We start from the raw sequence: 22,762 nt of genomic DNA, 5'->3' as shown, positions 1-22,762 counted from the left end.
ACGGTGTGGGGATCGAGAGCGACCAGCTGGTCTACGACTATCTGAGCCGGGTCGGCGACCTGGCCCAGCGGCGGCAGTTGCCCTCCGCGGCACGGATGCGGCTGGTGTCCGGGCTGCGCGACGAGATCGACCGCAGACGGGCGAAGTTCGGCGCCGACTCCCCGGCGGCGGTGCGCCGGATCCTGGGGCGGCTCGGTACGCCGGACGAGGTGGTGGAGTCCGTCTCGACGGCCGGTGCGTACGAGGCGCCGCCGGAGGTGGAGACGGCGGGGCGGGGGGTGCCGGGGCAGCGGGACGGGGGCCGGGGCCGCCGCCAGATCTTCCCGCGCCCGCGCGAGTCGTCGCCGCCCCCGGCTCCTGCCCCGCCCCCGCCCCCGCCGGTGACGGCCGCGTCGCCGCCGCACCTGGCGGGCATGGACGAACTCGGCCCCTCGGAGGGCGAGCCGGACTGGTGGCGGATCGAACCGGGCCCGTTCGGGGGTGGCCCGGGGGAGTCGGTGGCGGGGTTCGTGGGCGGGGTGGAGATCCCGGAGATACTGCGGCCTCCGCAGGACGTGACGAAGGCGGAGGAAGCGGCGAAGGCGCGGGATGCCGAGGCGTCCGTCGAGGCGGTCGGGGCCGTCGGGGCCGTCGGGGCCGTCGAGGAGCCGCCCGCCCCGTCGAGGAGTTGGCGGACCGCGCTTCCCCGCCCCGGCTTCTCCAGTCCGCTCCTGATGCTCGCCGCGGCGCTGCTGGTGGTGGGCGCGGCCCTCGGCAACTGGCTCGCGCTGGGCGGCGGCTGGCTCCTGGCGTACGTGTCGCGCCGTCTGACGCCCGCGGAGACGAAGTGGGCGGTACTGGGCCTGCCCGGCCTGTCGGTGGCGGCCGGGGCGGTATGGCTGTGGGGCCGCCAGGACGGCCGCTGGGGCTCGCCGATCGCGGACGGGGCGATGGGGGACGCGGTGGCGGGGGTGTGGCCGTGGGTGGTGCGGGGTGCTGCGCTGGGGTCGGCGGCGTTCTTGGTGTGGCGGGGTGGGCGTCGGCGCTGAGGCTTTGCTGTGACCCGGGGTACGTCTGCGGCCCGGTGGAGGGTTGCTCGCGCAGTTCCCCGCGCCCCTTTTTGGCCCGGGGTTCGTCTGCGGGTGGGTGGTGGGTTGCTCGCGCAGTTCCCCGCGCCCCTTTTTGGCCCGGGGTTCGTCTGCGGGTGGGTGGTGGGTTGCTCGCGCAGTTCCCCGCGCCCCTGTCGGGCCGGGCTTCGGCTGCGGGTCGGTGGTGTGCTGGTCGCGCAGTTCCCCGCGCCCCTTCAGGGCCGGGGGTTCGTCTGCGGGTCGGTGGTGTGCTGGTCGCGCAGTTCCCCGCGCCCCTTCAGGGCCCGGACTTCGGCCGCGGGTCGGTGGAGGGTTGCTCGCGCAGTTCCTCGCGCCCCTGTCGGGCCGGGCTTCGGCTGCGGGTTGTGGGTGGCTGGTCGCGCCCCTCAAAGCCTGGGGGCGAGCCGAATGTTCCGGGTGTGGCCCGGGCCCCCAGGGGCGCGGGGAACTGCGCGAGCGGCCCAGCACGGTCCGCGGACGAAAGAGGGGGCCCGGGGCGCAGCCCCCGGGAGACGTGCACCTGCCCCCCACCCCCGGAGGGTTCAGGGAAGAGGGCGGGGTGGGGGAAATCCGGCCCCACAATGGGGCCCATGGCAACCCCCACCGTCGGATTCGACCTGGACATGACCCTCATCGACTCCCGCCCCGGCATCCACGCCTGCTACACCCGCCTCGCCGAGGACACCCGCACCCCCATCGACGCCGACGCCGCCGTCAGCCGTCTCGGCCCCCCGCTGGAGTGGGAGCTGAGCCACTGGTTCCCCGAGGACCGCGTCCCGGAGATGGCCGCGCGGTACCGCGAGCTGTACCCCACGTACGCCATCGAACCCACCCACGCCCTCCCCGGCGCCGCCGACGCGATACGCGCCGTCCAGGAGCTCGGCGGGCGCGCCGTCGTGGTGACCGCCAAGAACCGGCCGCAGGCCGCCCTGCACCTCACCCACCTCGGGCTGGAGCCCGACGAGCTCATCGGCGGGCTGTGGGCGGAGGCCAAGGCGGAGGCGCTGCGCGCGCACGGCGCCTCGGTGTACGTCGGCGACCACACCGGCGACGTCCGCGGCGCCCACGCCGCCGGAGCGCTCTCGGTGGCCGTGCCGACCGGCCCGATCGGCGCGCGGGAGCTGCGCGAGGCGGGCGCGGACGTCGTCCTCGCCGACCTCACGGAGTTCCGCCCGTGGTTGAAGGCGTACGTCGGCGCCCAGGAGCGGACCTAGGCCGCCCCGCGCCCCGCCCGCACTGACCGCACCACACCCGCCGCGGCGATGAGGAAGCCGACCCCCATCAGCATGCACACCGCGTACGCGACGGGCGGGAACGGGGAGGTGTGCAGGAACAGCGGCGCCACCGTGACCAGCGTGGCGAGCGCGCCGACGAAGAAGACGATGACACCGGCGCGAACCAGCCGGTCGCCGCTGTTCGACTCGTCCCTGGCCGAATTCGCTTGGGTTTCGTTACTCACTCGGTCAGGGTAGTTCCCTGCCCGTAAGGACCCGCCGGGACGTCTTGTCAGCAGCCTCTGGACCATTAGCCTTGGTCCCGGCGGGTCCGAAGGCGACCCGCTGCCGTGCTATCCAGAGCCGTTTTCCGCGGCGCCCCGAGCACCCGACGACGAGTACGAGGACGAGGACAGACGTGCCTACCGGCAAGGTCAAATGGTTCAACAGCGAGAAGGGCTTCGGCTTTCTCTCCCGCGACGACGGCGGTGACGTCTTCGTCCACTCGTCCGTGCTCCCCTCCGGGGTCGAGACACTCAAGCCCGGCCAGCGCGTCGAGTTCGGCGTCGTTGCCGGCCAGCGCGGTGACCAGGCTCTCTCGGTGACCGTTCTCGACCCGGCCCCCTCGGTCGCCGCGGCCCAGCGCCGCAAGCCGGACGAACTGGCCTCCATCGTCCAGGACCTGACGACCCTGCTGGAGAACATCACGCCGATGCTGGAGCGCGGGCGCTACCCCGACAAGGCCGCGGGCAAGAAGATCGCCGGACTGCTGCGGGCGGTGGCGGACCAGCTCGACGTCTGACCGCCGGATTTCAGGCGAATTTCAGGCGAACCTGAGCGCGTCGCGGCCGAGCGGAGGCACCAGCCCCTCGGCCGCGGCCCGCGTCAGCAGCCCCCGCACCGCCGCGTAGCCGTCCTCGCCCAGATCGTGGGTGAACTCGTTGACGTACAGCCCGATGTGCTGGTCGGCCACCGCCGGGTCCATCTCCTGGGCGTGCTCGCGTACGTACGGCCGGGAGGCCTCCGGGTCGTCCCAGGCCATGCGGACGGAGGTCCGGACGGTCTCGGCGAGCTCGCGCAGCCGCTCCTCGCCCAGCGAGCGGCGGGCGATGATCGCGCCCAGCGGGATGGGCAGCCCGGTCGTCGACTCCCAGTGCTCGCCCATGTCGGCGAGCGAGTGCAGCCCGTACTCCTGGTAGGTGAAGCGGGCCTCGTGGATGACGAGTCCGGCGTCCACCCGGCCGTCGCGCACGGCGGGCATGATCTCGTGGAACGGCATCACGACGACCTTGCCGACGCCGCCGGGCAGCACGTCGGCCGCCCAGAGCCGGAAGAGCAGATATGCCGTCGAGCGCTCGCTCGGCACGGCGACCGTCCGGCCGGTGAGGTCCACACCGGGCTCGCGGGTGAGCACCAGCGGGCCGCAGCCGCGCCCGAGCGCCCCGCCGCAGGGCAGCAGCGCGTAGTCGTCGAGGACCCAGGGCAGCACGGCGTACGACACCTTCAGCAGGTCGAAGCCGCCGTCGCCGGGACCGCGTTCGGCGATGCCGTTGGTGATGTCGATGTCCGCGAAGGTGACGTCGAGCTCCGGCGCGCCCGGGACGCGGCCGTGCGCCCAGGCGTCGAAGACGAACGTGTCGTTGGGGCAGGGCGAGTAGGCGATGCGCAGCGGCTCAGTCATGACCGTTCCAACTCTCCAGTACGGGCGGGAGCTTCCCGAAGGCGTCGGTGAGTGCGGTGAGCGCGTCCCCGATCCGCCAGGCGGAACGGTCGCGCGGCCCCACGGCGTTGGAGACGGCCCGGATCTCCAGCACGGGAACCCCCTGCTGGGCCGCGGCCTCCGCGACCCCGAAGCCCTCCATCGCCTCGGCGGCGGCCCCGGGGTGCCGGGCCGCGAGCTCGGCGGCGCGGGCGGCGGTGCCGGTGACGGTGGAGACGGTGAGGACGGGCCCGTGGACGGCGCCGGTGGCCCCGGCGACCGCCCGCGCGAGCGGCTCGGGAGGCAGATGGGTGGAGCGCCCGAACCCGAGCGCCTCGACATCCAGATATCCCTCGGGCGTGTCGGCCCCGAGGTCGGCGGCGACGATCCGGGACGCCACCACGAGGCCGCCGACGGGCACGGCGGACGGGAACCCGCCCCCGATCCCGGCGGAGACGACCAGGCCGTACGGGGCACGGGCCAGGGCGGCGGCGGTGGCGGCGGCGGCCGAGGCGGGGCCCACGCCCCCCACGAGGACGTCCGCGCCCGCCGGGCACGCCCTCGTGACCGCGTCCCGCTCGGCGGGGACGGCGGTCACGACCAGGACGCGCATGTCAGCTGTCGTCGCGCTTGAGCGTGAAGCTCCAGACCGACTTGGGCTTGTTGTCCTCGTTGACCTGAATGATGTTGATCTTCTTGCTCTTGGGCGCGGCGGTCTGCCCGCCCGTCGCGAAGACGTCCGCGTTCGGGAACGAGCGGTAGGTCTTGTTGGACGGCTCGGTGATCGGGTTGCCGTCGAGGACCGCGACCCACTTGTTGCCGTGCTCCACCACGTCCGGGTCAACCCCCAGACGCAGGGTCGAGCCCGGCGAGTACTTGATCGTCTTCGAGGTCTTCACGCTGCTCAGGCAGGTGGTGAGCTTCTCCTCGGAGAGCACCTTGCCGTCGTTGCGGCAGGCGGCCTCGGCGGTCACCGACGTCGTCCCGACCGTCACGGTCGCGAGGGGCGTCGGCTTGTCGCAGGCGGAGAGGACGAGGAGGCCGACGGAGACAGCGCCCAGGGCGATGCCGGCCCGGCGGGCCTTACCGGAGGTGAACGAGGCGGTCATGAGCCGAAGGCTATCGGTCCCCCGAGATCACGCCACGCGCGGGTGTGGTGTGCCGCGCCGCGACGAGCTCAGCAGCCCCCGTACGGACGTGACCGCGCCCACCCCGAGCAGACCCGCGGCGACCGACATCCCCAGCACGCCGTTGAGCGGCAGCACGATCCCTATGGCACCGCCGAGCACCCACGACATCTGGAGCGCGGTCTCCGAGCGGGCGAACGCGGAGGTGCGCACCTCCTCGGGCACATCGCGCTGGAGCATCGCGTCCAGGGACAGCTTGGCCAGCGCCTGGGTGAAGCCCGCGGTCGCCCCGAGCACCGCCATCAGCACCCCGCTGAAGAACGCCGCCGCGCACGCCGCCGCGCCCAGCGCGGCCAGCAGCGCCGCCACGATGATGACCTCCGGGCCCCGGGAGCGCAGCATCGAGCCGGCCGCCGTGCCCAGCGCGTTGCCCACACCCGCCGAGACGCCGACCACGCCCAGCGACACGGCGGCGCTCTGCCCGGAGAGCGGGTGCTCGCGCAGCAGGAACGCCAGGAAGAAGATCAGGAAGCCGGAGAGGGCGCGCAGGGCCGCGTTGGCGATCAGTCCGCTGCGCACCGACGAGCCGACCGAGCTCAGCCCCGGTTTGCGGCCGGCACGGTCGACCAGGCCGGCCTTGCTCTCGCCCTTGGCGGAGTCGACCTTGTGGTCGAGGGTGAAGGCCAGGAACGTCCCCGCCACGAAGAGGCAGAACGCCCCGTAGAGCGGCCACTCGGGCCCGACATGCTGGAGCCCGGCGCCGACGGGGGCCGCCGCCGCCGTCGCGAGCAGCCCCGCGAGTGTGACTCTCGAATTGGCTTTGACCAGCGAGAACCCCGGTGGCAGCAGCCGGGGCACGACCGCGCTGCGCACCACCCCGTACGCCTTCGACGCCACCAGGACGCCGAGCGCCGCCGGATACAGCTCCAGACCGCCGGTGGCGACCGCGCCCGACATGGTGAGCGCGAGGAGCGCCCGCGCCAGCATGGCGCCCGCCATCGCGGCGCGCCGGCCGTGCGGCATCCGGTCGAGCAGCGGGCCGATCACCGGGGCCAGCAGGGTGAACGGGGCCATGGTGATCGCCAGATACAGCGCGACCCGGCCGCGGGCCTGGTCGGTGGGGACGGAGAAGAACACGGTGGACGCCAGGGCGACGGTGATCATGACGTCACCGGCGCCGTTCACGGCATGCAGCTCGATGAGTTTGCCCAGGCCCGACTCACCGGCGCCATGGGCGTGTGTCGCCTTTCGGATGGAACGTGCGGTGCCCGTGATGGGCAGATGCAGCGCTCGGCCGACCGTCCGCCCCGCCCTGCGGAGGGGACCGGCCGTGTCGACGGACCTCGCGGTAGCCACGCAGTCATAGTGCCCCAACCCCGTCTGACCATGACGTACCGACAGGGATTCGGACCGGCAGGTGGGCCAGGGGCCGGGAAGGGGGTAGCGTGACAGGCGCGCCGCCCGCGGCTGCTCATGGCCGCGCGCCTCTCCGCGATCCCGCAGAATGGATGGCGAAAGGCGCGCCCCTGATCAGTTCACGGCCCGGGCGCGGACGTCGACGCGGCCCCCTGGTCCGCTCCGTCCGCGACTCGTACGTACGCGGTCCCCGGCGCACCCGTGAGACGGCGTAGGAGAGAAGCGAGACCTGTGAGTGCTGCGACGACGCGAAGCCGTACCCCCGACCGCCTGTGCGCCGAAGCGGTCGACCTCGCCCGGGAGGCGGCCGAGGAGGCCGCGCACCCCGGCGTGGTCGGAGAGCACGTATCGGTGGTGGCCGAGGGCGACCGGGTCGTCACGCACTTCTTCGAGTGCAAGGAGCCGGGGTACCGGGGCTGGCGCTGGGCGGTGACCGTCGCGCGGGCCTCCCGCGCGAAACTGGTCACGCTCGACGAGACGGTCCTGCTGCCCGGGCCCGACGCGCTCCAGGCGCCCGAATGGGTGCCGTGGAGCGAGCGGCTGCGCCCCGGGGACATGGGTCCCGGCGATCTGCTGCCCACCGAGGCGGACGATCTGCGCCTGGAGCCCGGCTACACCGGGGAGGACGCCCCGCCGCCGAACTCCGCCGTCTCCGAGGAGATGGCCGAGCGGGTCGAGGCCGAGGACGCGGAGCTGGTGGCCCGCCCCGGCACCGCGCGCGGCTCGATCGCGGCGGTGGCCGAGGAGCTCGGCATGCGCCGGGCGCGCGTGCTGTCCCGGTACGGGCTGCACGCGGCGGCGGACCGCTGGGACGAGTCGTTCGGCGCGAAGACCCCGATGGCGCAGGCGGCGCCGGCCTCCTGCGTGTCGTGCGCCTTCCTGGTCCCGCTGGCCGGGTCGCTGCGGCAGGCCTTCGGGGTCTGCGCGAACGAGTTCAGCCCCGCGGACGGGCGTGTCGTGTCCCTGTCCTACGGCTGCGGCGGCCACTCGGAGGCGGCGGTCATGCCGAAGCCGCCGCGGCCGTCGGCGCCGGTGCTGGACACGTTGGGGGCGGATGCGTTGCCGTTGCGTCCCGCGGGGGACAGTGGGTCGGTGGGGTTGGGGGCGGCGGACGCTGAGTCGGAGGACCTGGGCCACTCGTGACGCCCCCCTGACTTCCCGGGGCTGCGCCCGGCCCCCTTCTTCAGCCTTCCTCCGCCTGCGGACCGCGCCCGGTTCTTGGCTGCGGGTCGTGGTGGGTTGCTCGCGCAGTTCCCCGCGCCCCTGAGGGGGTCGGCCGCAGCCGGAGCAGTTGGCTCGGCCGGAGGCTTTTAGGGGCGCGGGGAACTGCGCGAGCAGCCCACCACCGGCCCGCGGACGAACCCCCGGCCCGGGAGGGGGCGCGCGGCGCCCGGGGGGCGGGGACGCGGTACCTTCGGGCCCAGGGTTACCGATGCGGTGGACGCAAGAAGCGGAGTGCGGCGTGATCGTGAAGGCGACGGCGGACCAAGGGCCCGACCCCTTCGGAACGGCGCGGCTACGGCGCGGCGTGGTGGACGCCTGGGCCGCCACCCCCACCCGCTTCCGCGAGGACGCCAACGCCGAGGAGGACCTCGCCCTCGGCGGCTACCGCGACCGCCTCGTCGTCGAGCTCGCCCAGAACGCCGCCGACGCCGCCGCCCGCGCCGGCGTCCCGGGCCGGCTGCGGCTCACCCTGCACCCCGGTGCCCCCGGCGAGCAGTCCGTCCTCGCCGCCGCCAACACCGGCACCCCCCTGGACGCCACCGGCGTCGAGTCGCTCTCCACCCTGCGCGCCTCCGCCAAGCGGGGCGACGCCGGCACCGCCGTCGGACGGTTCGGCGTCGGTTTCGCCGCCGTCCTCGCCGTCAGCGACGAGCCCGCCGTCGTCGGCCGCACCGGCGGCGTCCGCTGGTCGCTCGCCGAGGCCCGCGACCTCGCCGCCGAGGCCGCCCGCTTCAGCCCCGGCCTCGGTGACGAACTGCGCCGCCGCGACGGCCACGTACCCCTGCTCAGGCTGCCGCTGCCCGCCGAGGGCGGCGCGCCGGAGGGGTACGACACCGTCGTGGTGCTGCCGCTGCGCGACGAGCCCGCCGAGGACCTCGTGCGCAGGCTCCTCGCCGCCGTCGACGACGCCCTGCTCCTCACCCTGCCCGGCCTCGTCGAGGTCGTCGTCGAGACCCCCGACGGCGCCCGCGTACTGCGCCGCTCCGAGCACGACGGATACGTCCACATCGACGACACCCGGGACGGGGCCAACCGCTGGCGGGTCGAGAGCGCGGGCGGCGCCCTCGGCGCGGACCTGCTCGCCGACCGGCCCGTCGAGGAGCGGCTGCGGCCCCACTGGTCGGTCACCTGGGCCGTCCCCGTCGACCTGGACGGCGCCCCCCGACGACCCCGTACCGCCCCGGTCGTCCACGCCCCGACCCCCACCGACGAGCCCCTCGGCCTGCCCGCCCTGCTCATCGCCTCGCTGCCGCTGGACACCGCCCGGCGCCACCCGGCCCCGGGCCCGCTGACGGACTTCCTGGTGGAGCGCGCCGCCGACGCGTACGCCCGGCTGCTCGGCGACTGGGAGCCCGTCTCGACCGGCACCGTCGACCTCGTACCCGGCCCGCTCGGGCGGGGCGAGCTGGACGGGGCGCTGCGCGCGGCGATCCTGGAGCGGCTGCCCCGGGTCGCCTTCCTCGCCCCGGCCGCGCCCTCCGAGGAGCTGCCCGCGCTGCGGCCGTTCGAGGCCGAGGTGGTCGAGGGCGCGGGCGCCGACACCGTGCGGGTGCTGGCCGAGGTGCTGCCCACGCTGCTGCCCGCGGGCCTGGAGCGCCGGGCCGAGCTGCGCACCCTCGGCGTCGGGCGGCTGCCGCTCGGGGACGCCATCGAGCGCATCGGCGGCGCGGAACGCGACCCGTCGTGGTGGCACCGGCTCTACGACACGCTGGCCGGGGTGGACCCGGACCGCCTCTCGGGGCTCCCGGTGCCGCTGAGCGACGGGCGCACCGCCATCGGCCCGCGCCAGATCCTGCTGCCGCTGGCCGACACCCCCGCCGACCTCACCCGCCTCGGCCTGAAGGTCGCGCACGCGGACGCCGCGCACCCCCTCCTGGAGAAGCTGGGCGCCCTGCCCGCCACCCCCCGGGCCGTGCTGACCACCCCGCAGGTGCGGGCCGCCGTCGCCGCCTCGCTGGACAGCGGCGAGATCTGGGACGAGGACGGTCTCGACGCCGACGAACTCGCCGAGAACGTACTGACGCTGGTGCGGGACGCCGCGCTCGAACCCGGCGAGGAGCCGTGGCTCGGCGCGCTCGCCCTGCCCGACGAGGACGGCGAACTCGCCCCCGCGGGTGAACTCGTGCTGCCCGGCAGCGCCTTCGCCGCCGTCATCCGGCCCGGCGAACTCGCCGAGGTGGACCGCGAACTGGCGGCCCGCTGGGGCGAGCAGCCGCTCGCCGCGTGCGGGGTGCTGGCCACGTTCGCGCTGGTCCGCGCCACCGATGTGGTCCTCGACCCGGACGAACTGGAGCCCCGCGAGGGCGACTTCGCCGAGCCCGACGACGCCGGTCTGCTCGACGCGGTCGACGTGTGGTGCGAGGACGTCCTCGACCGGCTGCCGCACACGCCCGTGCCGCCGGTGGCCACCGAGATCGTCGCCGTGCGCGACCTCGACCTCGTCGACGACGACGCCTGGCCGCGGGCCCTCGCGCTGCTCGCGCAGCCGCCGCTGCGGGACGCGCTGACCCAGCCCGTACGCATCCTGCTGCCGGACGGTACGACCGAGTCGGTCCGCCCGTACACGGCGTGGTGGCTGCGCGGCCACCCCGTCCTGGGCGGACGCCGCCCGGCGGGCCTGCGTGCGGCCGGGTCCGACCCGCTGCTCGCCGGTCTGTACGAGTCCGCCGACGCGACCGGCTTCGACGACGAGCAGGTGCTGCGGGCGCTCGGTGTCCGTACGTCGGTGGCGGCGCTGCTCGACGAGCCCGGCGGCGCGGCCGAACTCCTGGCCCGCCTCGCGGACCCGGACCGCCCGGTCTCGGACGCGCAACTGCACGCCCTGTACACGGCGCTGGCCGACCTCGACCCCGAGCAGGTGACGCTCCCCGACGAGCTGCGGGCGGTGGTGGACGGGGAGGTACGGGTCGTGGACGCGGCGGACGCGCTGGTGGCGGACGCGCCGGATCTGCTGCCGCTGGCGTCCGGGGTGCCGCTGCTGCCGGTCGCCCCGGCGCGGGCGGCCGAGCTGGCGGAGCTGCTCCAGGTGCGGAGCCTGGGCGAGACCGCCTCGGCGGAGGTGACGAGCGTCGGGACCGAGCGGTCGGTCCCGGAGGCGGTCCGGGTCCTGCTCGGGCCCGGGACGCCGTCGAGTTACGTCGAGCACGAGGAGCTGCTGGCGGGCGGGGTCGAGCTGGACTGGCACCGGGCGCCGGACGGGACGGTGCACGCGGCGACGCTGGAGGGGGTCGCGGCGGGGCTGGCGTGGGCGGCGGGGCAGTGGCCGCGGCGGTTCGAGGTGGGGGCGTTGCTGGAGGACCCGTCCCGGACGGGCGAACTGGCACGAGCGCGCTGGTTCGACTAGCCCCCGGGGCTACGCCCCGGGCCCCCTTCTTTCGTCCGCGGGCCGGTGGCGGGCCGGTCGCGCAGTTCCCCGCGCCCCTGAACGACGCGGGGCTGCGCCCCAGCGCTGCGGGTCCCCGGGTTTTTCGTCCGCGGGCCGGTGGTGGGCCGGTCGCGCAGTTCCCCGCGCCCCTGAGGGGTCCGGCCGCAGCCGGAGCAGTTGGCTCGGCCACGGGCCTTTAGGGGCGCGGGGAACTGCGCGAGCAACCGAAGCCGACCCGCAGGCGAAGTCCCGGCCCGATAAGGGGCGCGGGGAACTGCGCGACCAGCCACCCACGGCCCGCAGACGAACCCCCGGCCGACAGGGGCGCGGGGAACTGCGCGTTCGGCCACAGACGGTCCGCTGCCCCCTACTCCGCCCACTTCCTCCCCACCCACCTCCACGCCCCCTCCAACCCCACAGCCCCCACCACCGCGATCCCCACCGCGACCCACGGCAATGTCGTCCCCACCAGGCGCAGGGCGAAGAACGTCTGGAGCCAGGGGACCGCCAGGACCAGGAGGAAGGCGAGGCCCATCGACGCCACGAGGGCTATCCGCCACCAGGTGTACGGCCGGGCGACGATCGCCAGGACCCACATCGACACCAGGAACAGCGTCAGCGTCGCCGCGCTGGTCTCGGCCTCGCGGGCGCCCGGCCCGTCGTAGTAGTGCCGCGCCAGCAGATACGTGGCGAAGGTGGTCACCGCCGCGATCACCCCGCCGGGGATCGCGTACCGCATCACGCGCCGTACGAAATGCGGCTGGGCCCGTTCCGTGTTGGGGGCCAGCGCCAGGAAGAACGCCGGGATGCCGATCGTCAGCGTGGACAGCATCGTCAGATGGCGCGGCAGGAACAGGTACTCCACCTGTGTGCACACCACGAGGAGCGCCAGCAGTACCGAGTACACCGTCTTCACCAGGAACAGCGTCGCCACCCGCGTGATGTTCCCGATGACCCGGCGCCCCTCCGCCACCACCGACGGCAGGGTGGCGAAGCTGTTGTCCAGCAGGACGATCTGGGCGACCGCCCGCGTCGCCTCCGAACCCGACCCCATGGAGACGCCGATGTCCGCGTCCTTGAGGGCCAGGACGTCGTTGACGCCGTCGCCCGTCATCGCCACCGTGTGCCCGCGGGACTGGAGCGCCGCCACCATGTCCCGCTTCTGCTGCGGCGACACCCGCCCGAACACCGCGTTCTCGTCCAGGACGGACGCCATCTCCGCGCGCCCCTCCGGCAGCTCGCGCGCGTCCACCGCGTGCTGCGCGCCCGGCAGGCCCAGCTTGCCGGCCACCGCGCCCACCGACACCGCGTTGTCCCCGGAGATGACCTTCGCGTGGACGTCCTGCTCCTCGAAGTAGCGCAGGGTGTCACCCGCGTCCGGCCGCAGCCGCTGCTCCAGCACCACCAGCGCCGTCGCCCGCGTGTCCGTCGCCACCCGCGGGTCGTCGAGCTCGCGCCGGGCGCGGGCCAGCAGCAGGACGCGCAGGCCCTGTTCGTTGAGGGAGTCGACCTCCGCGAGGGACGGATCGTCCGCCGGCAGCAGGACGTCCGGCGCGCCCAGGAGCCACGTCGAGTTCTCCCCGTCGCCCTCGCTGAACGCCGCCCCGCTGTACTTGCGCGCCGAGGAGAACGGCAGCGACTCCGTGCACCGCCACTCCTCGCTGTCCGGATACGCGTCGATGACCGCCTGGAGCGAGGCGTTGGGACGCGGGTCGGACTCGCCGAGCGCGCCGAGCACCTTGCGTACGTACGCCTCGTCGGCGCCGCCCAGGGGCCGCAGCTCGGTGACGTCCATGCCGCCCTCGGTGAGCGTCCCGGTCTTGTCGAGGCAGACCACGTCCACGCGCGCGAGGCCCTCGATCGCGGGGAGCTCCTGCACCAGGCACTGCTTGCGGCCGAGCCGGATCACCCCGATCGCGAAGGCGACCGAGGTGAGCAGCACAAGGCCCTCGGGGATCATCGGGACGATGCCGCCCACCGTGTACGCGACCGACTGCTTGAAGTCGTCGTCCTTGACCACGAGCTGGCTGATCACCAGGCCGATCGAGGTCGGGACCATCAGCCAGGTCACGTACTTGAGGATCATCGAGATGCCCGAGCGCAGCTCGGAGTGGACCAGGGTGAAGCGGCTGGCCTCCTCCGCGAGCTGCGCCGCGTACGCCTCGCGTCCGACCTTCGTCGCGGTGAACGCGCCGCCGCCCGCGACCACGAACGACCCGGACATCATGCGGTCGCCGGGCTTCTTGAGGACCGGGTCGGCCTCGCCGGTCAGCAGCGACTCGTCGATCTCCAGGCCGTCGGCCTCCACCACCTCGCCGTCGACCACGACCCGGTCGCCCGGCCCGAGCTCCACCAGGTCGCCGAGGACGATCTCGGAGGTGGAGATCTCGGCGCCGGTCCCGTCGCGCCGGACCGTCGGCTTGGCCTCGCCGATGACCGCGAGCCCGTCCAGGGTCTTCTTGGCGCGCAGCTCCTGGATGATGCCGATGCCCGTGTTGGCGATGATCACGAAGCCGAACAGGCTGTCCTGGAGCGGCGCCACGAAGAGCATGACCACCCACAGCACGCCGATGATCGCGTTGAAGCGGGTGAAGACGTTGGCGCGGACGATCTCGGCGGTGGAGCGGCTGCTGCGCAGCGGTACGTCGTTGACCTCGCCCCGGGCGACGCGTTCGGCGACTTCGGCGGTGGTCAGACCGGTCGCCCGGCCGGACGCCACGGGCGGCGGCACGGGGTGGACGGGGTCGAGTTCCGCCCCGGCGTCGATATTGGCGCGCTGCGTCATGTTTTCGACGGTACGGGGGGAATTCCCGCTTCACCTGCCGGGAACGTCGAACATCAGACCAGGGGAGGAGACGAATGGTCCTGCGGCGGTATGCCCGCCCGTGCCGCCTCCTACCGCGCCGGCCCGTCTGCTGCCCCAGCCCCTCACGGCGTCCCGGCCGCCGCGTCCCGCTCTGCCGCGTGCCGCTTGAGGGCCGCGTCGCGCCCCCGTACGTACCAGATGCCGATCAGACCGAGACCGCCGCCGGCCAGGCACGTCCACACCCACCACAGATGGCCGTGGTCGTCGAACCAGCCGTAGAAGGGCAGCTGGACCAGGAAGAGGACGAACCAGAGGATCGTGCCGCCGGTGATGGTGGCGACGACCGGCCCTTCCAGGGGCTCCGGCGCCTCGTGCTTCGGGGTCCACTTCTCCATGCGATCAGTGTAGGGGGACGCCCGTACCGCCCCGGCGGACCGCCGACGGCCTTCCGCGACCCGGGCGCCCCTTGTGTCTACGCGCGGAGATAGCGATCTTCGACTTATGTATTCATACTGAAACGGCTTACGGCTGACTCGTTTTGTTCGTTGAAACGTCCAAAGAAGTTCGGGTAAAGCCGCTTACGCAGTGCGCAGCTCCCGCTCCCCGCCCCGTCTCACGACTGAGGTTCCGCATGTCCCCGTCGGCCACCGCCGAGGTCGAAGCCCCCCAGCCCGCCCCGAAGCCCCCGGCCAACGCCCTGGACCGGTACTTCAAGATCTCCGAGCGCGGTTCCACGGTCGCCCGGGAGGTCCGCGGCGGCTTCGCCACCTTCTTCGCGATGGCGTACATCATCGTGCTGAACCCGATCATCCTCGGCAGTGCGAAGGACATGTACGGGCATCAGCTCGACGGCGGCCAGCTGGTCACCGCCACCGTGCTGACCGCCGCCTTCACCACGCTGCTGATGGGCGTCATCGGCAATGTGCCGATCGCGCTCGCCGCGGGCCTCGGGGTCAACACCGTGGTCGCCCTCCAGCTGGCGCCCCGGATGAGCTGGCCCGATGCGATGGGCATGGTCGTCCTCGCGGGCTTCGTGGTGATGCTCCTGGTCGCCACCGGGCTGCGCGAGCGCGTGATGAACGCGGTGCCGCTGGGGCTGCGCAAGGGCATCGCCATCGGCATCGGCCTGTTCATCATGCTGATCGGCCTGGTCGACTCGGGCTTCGTCTCCCGTATCCCGGACGCCGCCCACACCACCGTCCCGCTCCAGCTCGGCGGCAACGGCCATCTGCTGGGCTGGCCGGTCCTGGTCTTCGTGCTCGGCGTCCTGCTCACCCTGGCGCTGCTGGTCCGCAAGACGCCCGGCGCGATCCTCATCTCCATCGTGGTGATGACCGGCGTCGCGATGATCATCAACGCGGTGACCACCGTTCCGTCCTGGGGCCTGACCACCCCGACGTGGCCCGGCAACCCGGTCGCCAGCCCCGACTTCGGGCTGGTCGGCAAGGTCAGCCTGTTCGGCGGCTTCGACAAGGTCGGGGTGCTGACCGGCGTCCTGTTCGTCTTCACCGTGCTGCTGTCGTGCTTCTTCGACGCCATGGGCACGATCATGGGCATCAGCGACGAGGCCGGGCTGACCGACGCCGAGGGCAACATGCCGGGCATCAACCGGGTGCTGTTCGTGGACGGCATCGCGGTCGCGGCGGGCGGCGCCTCGTCCTCCTCGGCCACCACCTGCTTCGTGGAGTCCACGGCGGGCGTCGGCGAGGGCGCGCGCACCGGCCTCGCGAACGTGGTCACCGGCGGTCTGTTCACCGTCGCGCTCTTCCTGACCCCGCTCGCCACCATGGTCCCGTCTCAGGCGGCCACCCCGGCGCTGCTGGCGGTGGGCTTCCTGATCCTGTCCGGCTCGGTCCGGCAGATCGACTGGGACGACTGGACGATCGCGATCCCGGCGTTCGTGACGATGGTGATGATGCCGTTCACGTACTCGATCACCAACGGCATCGGCATGGGCTTCCTCACCTTCACGGTGCTGCGCCTGGTGGCGGGCCGCGGGCGTGAGGTTCCGGTGGCGATGTACGTCGTCTCGGCGGTGTTCGCCTTCTACTACCTGATGCCGGCGCTCGACCTGACCTGACCGGCCCCGCGCGGGGTGGCGCTAGGCCGCGCCGTAGAACTTCTCCGTCTCGTCGACCGCGGCGTTGAACCGCTCGTCGAAGTCGTCCCGAATGAGCGTCCGGACCACATAGTCCTGGACGCTCATTCGGCGTTTGGCGGCATGCTGCCGGAGCCGTTCGAGCAGCTCACCGTCTATCCGCAGGCTGAGCACGCTGGTCCCCATGGGACGAGGGTCGCCGCAGACCCCGCCCCGGTGCGTCACTTTTCCGACGACTCTCACTCGTTCGGGTGATGTGTGGGGCGGTGTACGGGGCGGGGTGTGGCCACCGTTACAGCGCGGGGGCGGTGCTGCGGCTGGTATTTAGCCAGAGTAATGAGTTAATCTAACGAACATGTCTGACCTGCCCCACGACAGCGACGCCGACGTCGCCGCCGTGAACTCCCTCCGCTCGGCGATCATGCGCCTGAGCCGGCGCCTGAAGCACCAGCGCGTCGACGAGTCGCTGAGCCCGACCGAGATGTCGGTGCTCGGCACCCTCTTCCGCTGCGGCTCGGCCACCCCCGGTGAGCTGGCCCGCAAGGAGCACGTCCAGCCGCCGTCGATGACCCGCATCGTCGCGCTGCTGGAGGCCAAGGGACTGGTCAGGCTGGAGCCGCACCCCGACGACCGCCGCCAGAAGGTGGTCAGCCAGACCGAGGAGGCCGAGGCGATGCTCGAAGAGAGCCGCCGCAGGCGCAACGTCTGGCTGGCTTCCCTCGCGGAAGGCCTGGACGAGGACGAGTGGGCGAAGCTGCGCGCCGCCGCACCCGTACTGGAGAAGCTCGCACACCTGTGACCGACCGCGCATGATAGGAGGCGAACCCCTTTGAGTACGGGATCCGGAGCAGACTCCGCCCCCGCACACAAATCCACCCACGACACCGCTGCCCCCGGCAGCACCCGGCGGGGGACGTTCTCCTCGCTCGCGATCCGCAACTACCGGCTGTTCTTCTCCGGTGCCATCGTCTCCAACATCGGGACGTGGATGGCGCGGATCACCCAGGACTGGCTGGTCCTGCAGATCACCGGCTCCTCGGTGGCGGTGGGCATCACCACCGCCATGCAGTTCCTGCCGATGCTGCTCTTCGGCCTGTACGGCGGCGTCATCGCCGACCGCTTCGCCAAGCGGAGCATCCTCTTCGTCACCCAGAGCGCGATGGGCCTGGGCGGACTGTTCCTGGCGGCCATGACGCTCTCCGGCCACGTCCAGGTCTGGCACGTCTATCTGACGGCGTTCTTCACCGGACTGGTGACGGTCGTCGACAACCCGACCCGCCAGTCCTTCGTCTCCGAGATGGTCGGCCCCGACCAGGTCCGCAACGCGGTCAGCCTGAACTCGGCCAACTTCCAGTCGGCCCGGCTGGTCGGCCCCGCGGTCGCGGGCGGTGTGATGGCGGCGGTGGGCCCCGGCTGGGCGTTCCTCGCCAACGGCCTCTCCTTCCTCGCTCCGCTGGCGGGCCTGGCCCTGATGCGTACGGCGGATCTGCGGCCCACCAAGCTCGCCCCGCGCGGCAAGGGCCAGCTCCGCGAGGGCCTGGACTACGTCTCCAAGCGGCCGGAGCTGATCTGGCCCATCGTCCTGGTCGGCTTCGTCGGCACCTTCGGCTTCAACTTCCCGATCTGGCTCAGCGCCTTCGCCCATGACGTCTTCCACGGCGGCTCCGGGATGTACGGCCTGTTCAACAGCCTCATGGCGATCGGCTCCCTGATCGGCGCGCTGCTCGCGGCCCGCCGGGGCACGACACGGCTGCGGCTGCTGGCGGGCGCGGCGGGCCTGTTCGCGGTCCTGGAGATCGCGGCGGCTGCGGCGCCCGGCATGGGGCTCTTCATCGCGCTGCTGATCCCGGTCGGCGTCCTCGGCCTCACGGTCAACGTGACCGCCAACGCCTCGGTCCAGATGGCCACCGACCCGGAGATGCGGGGCCGGGTGATGAGCCTGTTCATGATGGTCTTCACCGGCGGCACCCCGCTGGGCGGCCCGCTCTTCGGCTGGCTGACGGACGAGTACGGCGTCCGGGTCAGCCTCGCCCTGGGCGGTCTGATCTGCGCGATCGCGGCGGTCGGCGTCGGCCTGGCGCTGGCACGCGCGGCGAACCTGCGGCTCAAGGTCGACATGCGGCGTGGCCGCCGGCACCTGGAGTTCGTCCCGAGGGTCCCCAGGGAGCAGCTGGCTACGGCGGCGTGAAGCCGCGGGAGGCTCCTGGGGCGGAAACTGGCCCCATGAGACTCTTCGTGGCCGTGCTGCCCCCGAGCGCGCGTCTGGCGGAACTCGGCGTCGCGGTGGAGAAGGTGCACGCCCTGCCCGGCGCGGACCGGCTGCGCTGGGCGGGCCGCGACGAGTGGCACCTCACGCTGGCGTTCCTGGGCGAGGTCGACGACCGCGTCCTTCCGGACCTGCACACCCGCCTGGCCCGCGCCGCCCACCGCACCCCGCCCTTCGAACTGCGGCTGCACGGGGGCGGCCGGTTCGGGGACAAGGTGCTGTGGGCGGGAGTGGCGGGCGGGATCGACACGCTGCGCCTCCTGGCCGAACGCGCGGACGCGGCGGCCCGCCGAGCGGGCGTCTCCCTGGACGAACACCGCCGCCACCATCCCCACCTCACCCTGGCCCGCGCTCGCCGGACGACGGACCTGCACCTGTACGCGAGCGCGCTGACGCCCTTCGAGGGCACGGCCTGGCAGGTCCGCGAACTGACCCTGGTGCAAAGTCACCTGCCGGTGGCGGGTGTACCGGGGGAGCGCCCCCGCCACGAGGCGCTGGCTTCCTGGCCACTGGGGTCGCCCCGGTAGAGGGCGCGGGGGAACCGCGCGACCGGGCTCCCACCGGTCCGCAGATGAACACCGGCACAACAGGGGCGCGGCCAGGACCGCCTACCCCGGCCGGAAGGCCACCCGCACACCCGCCCCCACGGGCAGAACCAGCACAGCACCCCGCTGCCGCGTCCAGCTCTTCGGCACGATGAACATCCGGTCCCCCGATTGTGCGAGCAGCCGCAACCCCCGGTAGCGGTACCTGAAGTGCTGTCCGGATCCTCCTTCCGGCAGCGAGGTCTCCTGCACCCCCGGAGCTGTGAAGTACAGCCGCTCGGTCGTGTCGACGACGACCTCCGGCCTCAGCCGCAGATGGCGCGCCAGGTACCGGGCTTCGTGCTCGCCGTGGCCCTGGGCGTAGGCCTGTACGGCCCAGAAGGAGCAGAGCGTGATCAGCGCCGCCGCGATGCAGAAGGCCGTCACCTCACCGACGAAGGGACGGCCGGTGGCCTTCAGGTGCATCAGACGCCCGTACACCACGAGCAGCAGACCGCACAGGAGGAGCAGGGGCGTGGTCAGCTGCGCGGCGGGCCAGACCTGGAAGCCGCCGAGGACGCCGAGCGCAAAGAGCCCCACTCCGCACATGAGGAGGGAGACGCCCGCCCGCGTCACACGGCGCAGGAGGTGGGGCCGTGACCCGGCGACGGCGGCGGCCCAGAAGTATCCGAGCGCCGCGACGAGGCCGACGAAGAGCGTGACGCCCACCGGCATCCACAGGGCCGCCGCACTGCGCAGCAGGAAGTCCTGGGTGGAGAAGCCGAGGGTCGCGGGATCGATGCCGAAATACTCGTACTGGGCGTCGGTGAAGGCGTACCCGAAGTAGAGGAGCAGCGCGGTCAGCAAGGTCGTGGGCGCGACGAATCCGGCGAGGGCCTTGAGCCAGGTGCCCCAGGGGGCCCTGGCCGGAGTCGGCGGTGGCGGCTGGGGCTGCCCCGGGGCCTGCTCCTCCATCGGGCACCTCCGGGTCAGCTCGCGCCGGCGCTGGGGACGGCCGGATCGTCCGGCTGGGGCTCGGGCTCCTCCGGCTGGTCGGACGGAGTGAAATTCTCGTCCGTGATGGTGCCGACCAGCGGCGTGGGCCGCCCGGTGAGGCGGACGCAGACGGTGTGCTCGGGGATGGTCTCCTTGCCGTCGTCGTCCGGGAAGGTGACCGTGATCTCCGGACCGTCACCGTTGGGCGGCAGCGATACGGACTGGTCGGGAGGTGCGGTGCTCCAGCGGTTGGGGCCGGGTGTGCAGTCGGAGAAGCTCGCGGTACCCGCGTACGCCTCCGAGGAGGGGTTCCGCAGAGTCACCTTGACGAGGGGCCAGGCCCCGGCGAAGCTGCCGGAAACCCGCCCGGCCGTGTCGAAGCCGCCGCCACCACCGCTATTGCCCCCACTGTCCGAGCCACCGCTGTCGCCCCCACTGTCCGAACCCCCGCTGGTGTCCCCGGTCGTGCCCCCCGTCTCTTCGGCAGGAGGCCCGGTGGTCTCGTCCTGGCTGGACTCGTCCGACGGCCCGGACGGCTCACCCCCCGACGAGCACCCCCCGAGCACAAGCCCCACCACCAGCAGGGCGGCCGGAACGAGACGATGGCGGCGACGGCGGGCGTGGTCCATCCACCGGACCGTAACAGTGTGTGATCGTACCGTCACTCGTGGCGCGCCAGGGGCGGCCGAACGGGGCAGCGGGGGCGTTCGTTACGCTCGTCTGCGTGAACCCGAAGACCAGGAACCGGATCATGGCCGGCGTACTCGTGCTGATGTTCGTCGTCGTGGCCGTCGCGGCGGCGCGCGGCTGACACCCCGCCGGGGGCCGCCGCGCCCGTCGCGTCGCGCGTCACCAGGCGAAGGCCTCCGGGGACGGTCCCGGCCCCGGGAAGATCTCCTCCAGGGAGGCCAGCACCTCCGTCGACAGTTCCAGCTCCACCGCCCGCACGGCCGAGGCGAGTTGATCGGCGGTGCGCGGGCCGACGATGGGGCCGGTCACGCCCGGCCGTGTCAGCAGCCATGCGAGCGCCACCTCGCCCGGCTCCAGTCCGTGCTTGGCGAGCAGCTCCTCGTACGCCTGGATGCGGCCCCGCACCGCCGGGTCCGCCAGCGCCTCGGCCGCCCGCCCGCCGGTCGACCGCGAGCCGCCGCCCTCGCGCTCCTTGCGGAGCACCCCGCCGAGCAGACCGCCCTGGAGCGGGGACCAGGGGATGATCCCCACGCCGTACTCGCGGGCGGCGGGGATCACCTCCATCTCGGCGCGGCGCTCGAAGAGGTTGTAGAGGCACTGCTCGCTGACGAGCCCGAGCCGGCCGGTCCGGGCGGCGACCTCGTTGGCCTGGGCGATCTTGTAGCCGGGGAAGTTGGAGGTGCCGACGTACAGGACCTTGCCCTGCTGGACGAGGACGTCCATGGCCTGCCAGATCTCCTCGAAGGGGGTCTGCCGGTCGACGTGGTGGAACTGGTAGAGGTCGATGTGGTCGGTGCCCAGCCGCCTCAGGCTGCCCTCCACCGCCCGGCGGATGTTCAGCGCGGACAGCCTGTCGTGGTTGGGCCAGACGGGGGCGCCGTCGGCGGACATGTTCCCGTACACCTTGGTGGCCAGGACCGTCCGCTCCCGCCGCCCGCCCCCCTTCGCGAACCAGTTGCCGATGATCTCCTCGGTACGGCCCTTGCCCGCGCTCTGGCCGTAGACGTTGGCGGTGTCGAAGAAGTTGATCCCCGCTTCGTGGGCGGCGTCCATGATGGCGTGGCTTTCGGCCTCCTCCGTCTGGGGGCCGAAGTTCATGGTGCCGAGGACGAGACGGCTGACCTTGAGTCCGGTGCGTCCGAGCTGCGTGTACTCCATGGGACACCAGCGAACGCCTTGAAGTGCGCTCGAAGCAAGTACCCCACGCGGCCCCGCCCCGTCGCCCGCGTCACCAGGCGAAGGCCTCCGGGGACGGTCCCGGCCCCGGGAAGATCTCCTCCAGGGACGCCAGCACCTCCGTCGACAGTTCCAGCTCCACCGCCCGCACGGCCGAGGCGAGTTGTCCGGCGGTGCGCGGGCCGACGATGGGGCCGGTCACGCCGGGCCGTGTCAGCAGCCACGCGAGCGCTACCTCGCCCGGCTCCAGTCCGTGCTTGGCGAGCAGCTCCTCGTACGCCTGCACCCGCGCCCGCACCGCCGGGTCCGCGAGTCCGGCGGCGGACCGGCCGCCCTTGGTGCGCGCCCCGTCCCCGTCCCGCTCCTTGCGCAGGGCGCCGCCCAGGAGGCCCTGGTGGAGCGGGGACCAGGGGATGATCCCCACGCCGTACTCGCGGGCGGCGGGGATCACCTCCATCTCGGCGCGCCGCTCGGCGAGGTTGTAGAGGCACTGCTCGCTGACGAGCCCGAGCCGGCCGGTCCGGGCGGCGACCTCGTTGGCCTGGGCGATCTTGTAGCCGGGGAAATTGGAGGTGCCGACGTACAGGACCTTGCCCTGCTGGACGAGGACGTCCATGGCCTGCCAGATCTCCTCGAAGGGGGTCTGCCGGTCGACATGGTGGAACTGGTAGAGGTCGATGTGGTCGGTGCCCAGCCGCTTCAGGCTGGCCTCCACCGAGCGGCGGATGTTCAACGCGGAGAGCTTGTTGTCGTTGGGCCAGACGCTGGTGTTCCAGGGGCTGCCGTCCTGGGTCATGTTCCCGTAGCCCTTGGTCGCCAGGACCGTCCGCTCCCGGCGCCCGCCGCCCTTCGCGAACCAGGCCCCGACGATCTCCTCGGTGAGGCCCTTGTGTTCGGCGATGCCGTAGATGTTGGCGGTGTCGAAGAAGTTGATCCCCGCGTCGTGGGCGGCGTCCATGATGGCGTGGCTTTCGGCCTCCTCCGTCTGGGGGCCGAAGTTCATGGTGCCGAGGACGAGACGGCTGACCTTGAGTCCGGCGCGTCCGAGCTGCGTGTACTCCATGAGGTACCAGCGAAGCTGTTGAAGTGCGCTCG

Annotated in this window: 22 protein-coding genes; 10 read left to right on the top strand and 12 right to left on the bottom strand. The window is 73.0% G+C overall.

Annotation, left to right across the window (positions count from 1 at the left end):
• The first annotated feature begins 5 nt into the window (after nucleotides 1-5).
• Both ACZ5ID_RS04585 and ACZ5ID_RS04580 read left to right on the top strand, forming a co-directional pair.
• A complete protein-coding gene (locus tag ACZ5ID_RS04585; protein ID WP_468893381.1) occupies nucleotides 6-1,028 on the top strand; it encodes a hypothetical protein in 1,023 nt (340 codons plus the stop codon).
• Between the two features lie 620 nt (nucleotides 1,029-1,648).
• Entirely contained in the window at nucleotides 1,649-2,281 is a 633-nt protein-coding gene (locus ACZ5ID_RS04580; protein ID WP_468893379.1) for an HAD family hydrolase, read from the top strand.
• Here the strand turns inward: ACZ5ID_RS04580 and ACZ5ID_RS04575 are convergent.
• The gene (locus ACZ5ID_RS04575; RefSeq protein ID WP_406555777.1) at nucleotides 2,278-2,526 is read right to left on the bottom strand and encodes a hypothetical protein; all 249 of its coding nucleotides are present in this window, start codon (nucleotides 2,524-2,526) and stop codon (nucleotides 2,278-2,280) included. The two genes, ACZ5ID_RS04580 and ACZ5ID_RS04575, sit on opposite strands and share 4 nt — an antisense overlap.
• A 173-nt stretch (nucleotides 2,527-2,699) precedes the next feature.
• Between ACZ5ID_RS04575 and ACZ5ID_RS04570 the strand changes: the two genes are divergently transcribed.
• Nucleotides 2,700-3,083 (top strand): cold-shock protein, encoded by a 384-nt coding sequence (locus ACZ5ID_RS04570; RefSeq protein ID WP_067162767.1) that lies wholly within the window; start codon nucleotides 2,700-2,702, stop codon nucleotides 3,081-3,083.
• Between the two features lie 21 nt (nucleotides 3,084-3,104).
• On the opposite strand, the gene ACZ5ID_RS04565 is transcribed toward ACZ5ID_RS04570, so the two are convergent.
• Genes ACZ5ID_RS04565 through ACZ5ID_RS04550 form a run of 4 tightly spaced genes read right to left on the bottom strand, consistent with a single transcriptional unit; the run spans nucleotide 3,105 to nucleotide 6,463 of the window.
• Entirely contained in the window at nucleotides 3,105-3,962 is an 858-nt protein-coding gene (locus ACZ5ID_RS04565; RefSeq protein ID WP_468893376.1) for a 1,4-dihydroxy-6-naphthoate synthase, read from the bottom strand.
• Nucleotides 3,955-4,593, bottom strand: coding sequence for a futalosine hydrolase (locus ACZ5ID_RS04560; protein ID WP_468893374.1), 639 nt, complete (start codon nucleotides 4,591-4,593; stop codon nucleotides 3,955-3,957). The genes ACZ5ID_RS04565 and ACZ5ID_RS04560 overlap by 8 nt, the downstream gene beginning before the upstream one ends.
• Nucleotide 4,594: 1 nt before the next feature.
• On the bottom strand, nucleotides 4,595-5,089 hold the full coding sequence (locus ACZ5ID_RS04555; RefSeq protein WP_468893373.1) for a DUF2771 domain-containing protein: 495 nt from the start codon (nucleotides 5,087-5,089) through the stop codon (nucleotides 4,595-4,597).
• A 27-nt stretch (nucleotides 5,090-5,116) separates the two neighbouring features.
• Entirely contained in the window at nucleotides 5,117-6,463 is a 1,347-nt protein-coding gene (locus ACZ5ID_RS04550; RefSeq protein ID WP_468893371.1) for an MFS transporter, read from the bottom strand.
• Between the two features lie 291 nt (nucleotides 6,464-6,754).
• Between ACZ5ID_RS04550 and ACZ5ID_RS04545 the strand changes: the two genes are divergently transcribed.
• Together ACZ5ID_RS04545 and ACZ5ID_RS04540 are read left to right on the top strand one after the other, a co-directional pair.
• Nucleotides 6,755-7,666, top strand: coding sequence for a DUF3027 domain-containing protein (locus ACZ5ID_RS04545; RefSeq protein WP_468893369.1), 912 nt, complete (start codon nucleotides 6,755-6,757; stop codon nucleotides 7,664-7,666).
• Nucleotides 7,667-7,991: 325 nt separating this feature from the next.
• Nucleotides 7,992-11,090, top strand: a complete 3,099-nt coding sequence (locus tag ACZ5ID_RS04540; RefSeq protein ID WP_468894177.1) for a sacsin N-terminal ATP-binding-like domain-containing protein — start codon at nucleotides 7,992-7,994, stop codon at nucleotides 11,088-11,090.
• Nucleotides 11,091-11,478: 388 nt separating this feature from the next.
• Here the strand turns inward: ACZ5ID_RS04540 and ACZ5ID_RS04535 are convergent, their stop codons facing one another.
• Entirely contained in the window at nucleotides 11,479-13,896 is a 2,418-nt protein-coding gene (locus tag ACZ5ID_RS04535) for an HAD-IC family P-type ATPase (protein WP_468893367.1), read from the bottom strand.
• A 143-nt stretch (nucleotides 13,897-14,039) separates the two neighbouring features.
• A complete protein-coding gene (locus ACZ5ID_RS04530; RefSeq protein ID WP_406556891.1) occupies nucleotides 14,040-14,312 on the bottom strand; it encodes a DUF2530 domain-containing protein in 273 nt (90 codons plus the stop codon).
• 236 nt (nucleotides 14,313-14,548) lie between these two features.
• Between ACZ5ID_RS04530 and ACZ5ID_RS04525 the strand changes: the two genes are divergently transcribed.
• Nucleotides 14,549-15,997 (top strand): NCS2 family permease, encoded by a 1,449-nt coding sequence (locus tag ACZ5ID_RS04525; RefSeq protein ID WP_468893365.1) that lies wholly within the window; start codon nucleotides 14,549-14,551, stop codon nucleotides 15,995-15,997.
• Between the two features lie 21 nt (nucleotides 15,998-16,018).
• Here ACZ5ID_RS04525 and ACZ5ID_RS04520 read toward each other — a convergent pair whose 3' ends face one another.
• On the bottom strand, nucleotides 16,019-16,201 hold the full coding sequence (locus ACZ5ID_RS04520) for a ribbon-helix-helix protein, CopG family (protein WP_358831498.1): 183 nt from the start codon (nucleotides 16,199-16,201) through the stop codon (nucleotides 16,019-16,021).
• A 169-nt stretch (nucleotides 16,202-16,370) separates the two neighbouring features.
• On the opposite strand from ACZ5ID_RS04520, the gene ACZ5ID_RS04515 reads away from it, so the two are divergent.
• The 3 genes from ACZ5ID_RS04515 to thpR are packed head-to-tail and all read left to right on the top strand — an operon-like array spanning nucleotide 16,371 to nucleotide 18,808.
• The gene (locus tag ACZ5ID_RS04515) at nucleotides 16,371-16,814 is read left to right on the top strand and encodes a MarR family winged helix-turn-helix transcriptional regulator (protein WP_358831497.1); all 444 of its coding nucleotides are present in this window, start codon (nucleotides 16,371-16,373) and stop codon (nucleotides 16,812-16,814) included.
• 30 nt (nucleotides 16,815-16,844) lie between these two features.
• Nucleotides 16,845-18,203 (top strand): MFS transporter, encoded by a 1,359-nt coding sequence (locus ACZ5ID_RS04510; protein WP_468893362.1) that lies wholly within the window; start codon nucleotides 16,845-16,847, stop codon nucleotides 18,201-18,203.
• Between the two features lie 35 nt (nucleotides 18,204-18,238).
• Complete coding sequence (gene thpR / locus ACZ5ID_RS04505; RefSeq protein ID WP_468893359.1) at nucleotides 18,239-18,808, top strand: RNA 2',3'-cyclic phosphodiesterase; 570 nt, start codon at nucleotides 18,239-18,241, stop codon at nucleotides 18,806-18,808.
• Nucleotides 18,809-18,889: 81 nt separating this feature from the next.
• Here the strand turns inward: thpR and ACZ5ID_RS04500 are convergent, their stop codons facing one another.
• Both ACZ5ID_RS04500 and ACZ5ID_RS04495 read right to left on the bottom strand, forming a co-directional pair.
• On the bottom strand, nucleotides 18,890-19,780 hold the full coding sequence (locus ACZ5ID_RS04500; RefSeq protein WP_468893357.1) for a hypothetical protein: 891 nt from the start codon (nucleotides 19,778-19,780) through the stop codon (nucleotides 18,890-18,892).
• Between the two features lie 14 nt (nucleotides 19,781-19,794).
• Complete coding sequence (locus ACZ5ID_RS04495; protein ID WP_468893355.1) at nucleotides 19,795-20,430, bottom strand: hypothetical protein; 636 nt, start codon at nucleotides 20,428-20,430, stop codon at nucleotides 19,795-19,797.
• Between the two features lie 20 nt (nucleotides 20,431-20,450).
• On the opposite strand from ACZ5ID_RS04495, the gene ACZ5ID_RS04490 reads away from it, so the two are divergent.
• The gene (locus ACZ5ID_RS04490; protein ID WP_468893352.1) at nucleotides 20,451-20,612 is read left to right on the top strand and encodes a hypothetical protein; all 162 of its coding nucleotides are present in this window, start codon (nucleotides 20,451-20,453) and stop codon (nucleotides 20,610-20,612) included.
• A 38-nt stretch (nucleotides 20,613-20,650) separates the two neighbouring features.
• Here ACZ5ID_RS04490 and ACZ5ID_RS04485 read toward each other — a convergent pair whose 3' ends face one another.
• Both ACZ5ID_RS04485 and ACZ5ID_RS04480 read right to left on the bottom strand, forming a co-directional pair.
• Nucleotides 20,651-21,649 carry an aldo/keto reductase gene (locus ACZ5ID_RS04485; RefSeq protein WP_468893349.1) on the bottom strand — a complete coding sequence of 333 codons (999 nt, stop codon included), beginning with the start codon at nucleotides 21,647-21,649 and terminating at the stop codon, nucleotides 20,651-20,653.
• A 70-nt stretch (nucleotides 21,650-21,719) separates the two neighbouring features.
• Nucleotides 21,720-22,730, bottom strand: a complete 1,011-nt coding sequence (locus ACZ5ID_RS04480) for an aldo/keto reductase (RefSeq protein WP_468893347.1) — start codon at nucleotides 22,728-22,730, stop codon at nucleotides 21,720-21,722.
• Between the last annotated feature and the right edge of the window lie 32 nt (nucleotides 22,731-22,762).

Source organism: Streptomyces sp. NPDC031670 (assembly GCF_055580545.1).
The sequence above is the reverse complement of the archived record's forward strand: the minus strand, read 5'-3'. Positions and strand labels throughout refer to the sequence as shown.

Coding starts and splice junctions, on each gene's coding strand:
- ACZ5ID_RS04580 (WP_468893379.1), top strand. CDS start 1,649: ATGGGGCCCATGGCAACCCCCACCGTCGGATTCGACCTGGACATGACC.
- ACZ5ID_RS04565 (WP_468893376.1), bottom strand. CDS start 3,962: ATGACTGAGCCGCTGCGCATCGCCTACTCGCCCTGCCCCAACGACACG.
- ACZ5ID_RS04560 (WP_468893374.1), bottom strand. CDS start 4,593: ATGCGCGTCCTGGTCGTGACCGCCGTCCCCGCCGAGCGGGACGCGGTC.
- ACZ5ID_RS04555 (WP_468893373.1), bottom strand. CDS start 5,089: ATGACCGCCTCGTTCACCTCCGGTAAGGCCCGCCGGGCCGGCATCGCC.
- ACZ5ID_RS04535 (WP_468893367.1), bottom strand. CDS start 13,896: ATGACGCAGCGCGCCAATATCGACGCCGGGGCGGAACTCGACCCCGTC.
- ACZ5ID_RS04530 (WP_406556891.1), bottom strand. CDS start 14,312: ATGGAGAAGTGGACCCCGAAGCACGAGGCGCCGGAGCCCCTGGAAGGG.
- ACZ5ID_RS04525 (WP_468893365.1), top strand. CDS start 14,549: ATGTCCCCGTCGGCCACCGCCGAGGTCGAAGCCCCCCAGCCCGCCCCG.
- ACZ5ID_RS04520 (WP_358831498.1), bottom strand. CDS start 16,201: ATGGGGACCAGCGTGCTCAGCCTGCGGATAGACGGTGAGCTGCTCGAA.
- ACZ5ID_RS04515 (WP_358831497.1), top strand. CDS start 16,371: ATGTCTGACCTGCCCCACGACAGCGACGCCGACGTCGCCGCCGTGAAC.
- thpR (WP_468893359.1), top strand. CDS start 18,239: ATGAGACTCTTCGTGGCCGTGCTGCCCCCGAGCGCGCGTCTGGCGGAA.
- ACZ5ID_RS04500 (WP_468893357.1), bottom strand. CDS start 19,780: ATGGAGGAGCAGGCCCCGGGGCAGCCCCAGCCGCCACCGCCGACTCCG.
- ACZ5ID_RS04495 (WP_468893355.1), bottom strand. CDS start 20,430: ATGGACCACGCCCGCCGTCGCCGCCATCGTCTCGTTCCGGCCGCCCTG.
- ACZ5ID_RS04485 (WP_468893349.1), bottom strand. CDS start 21,649: ATGGAGTACACGCAGCTCGGACGCACCGGACTCAAGGTCAGCCGTCTC.
- ACZ5ID_RS04480 (WP_468893347.1), bottom strand. CDS start 22,730: ATGGAGTACACGCAGCTCGGACGCGCCGGACTCAAGGTCAGCCGTCTC.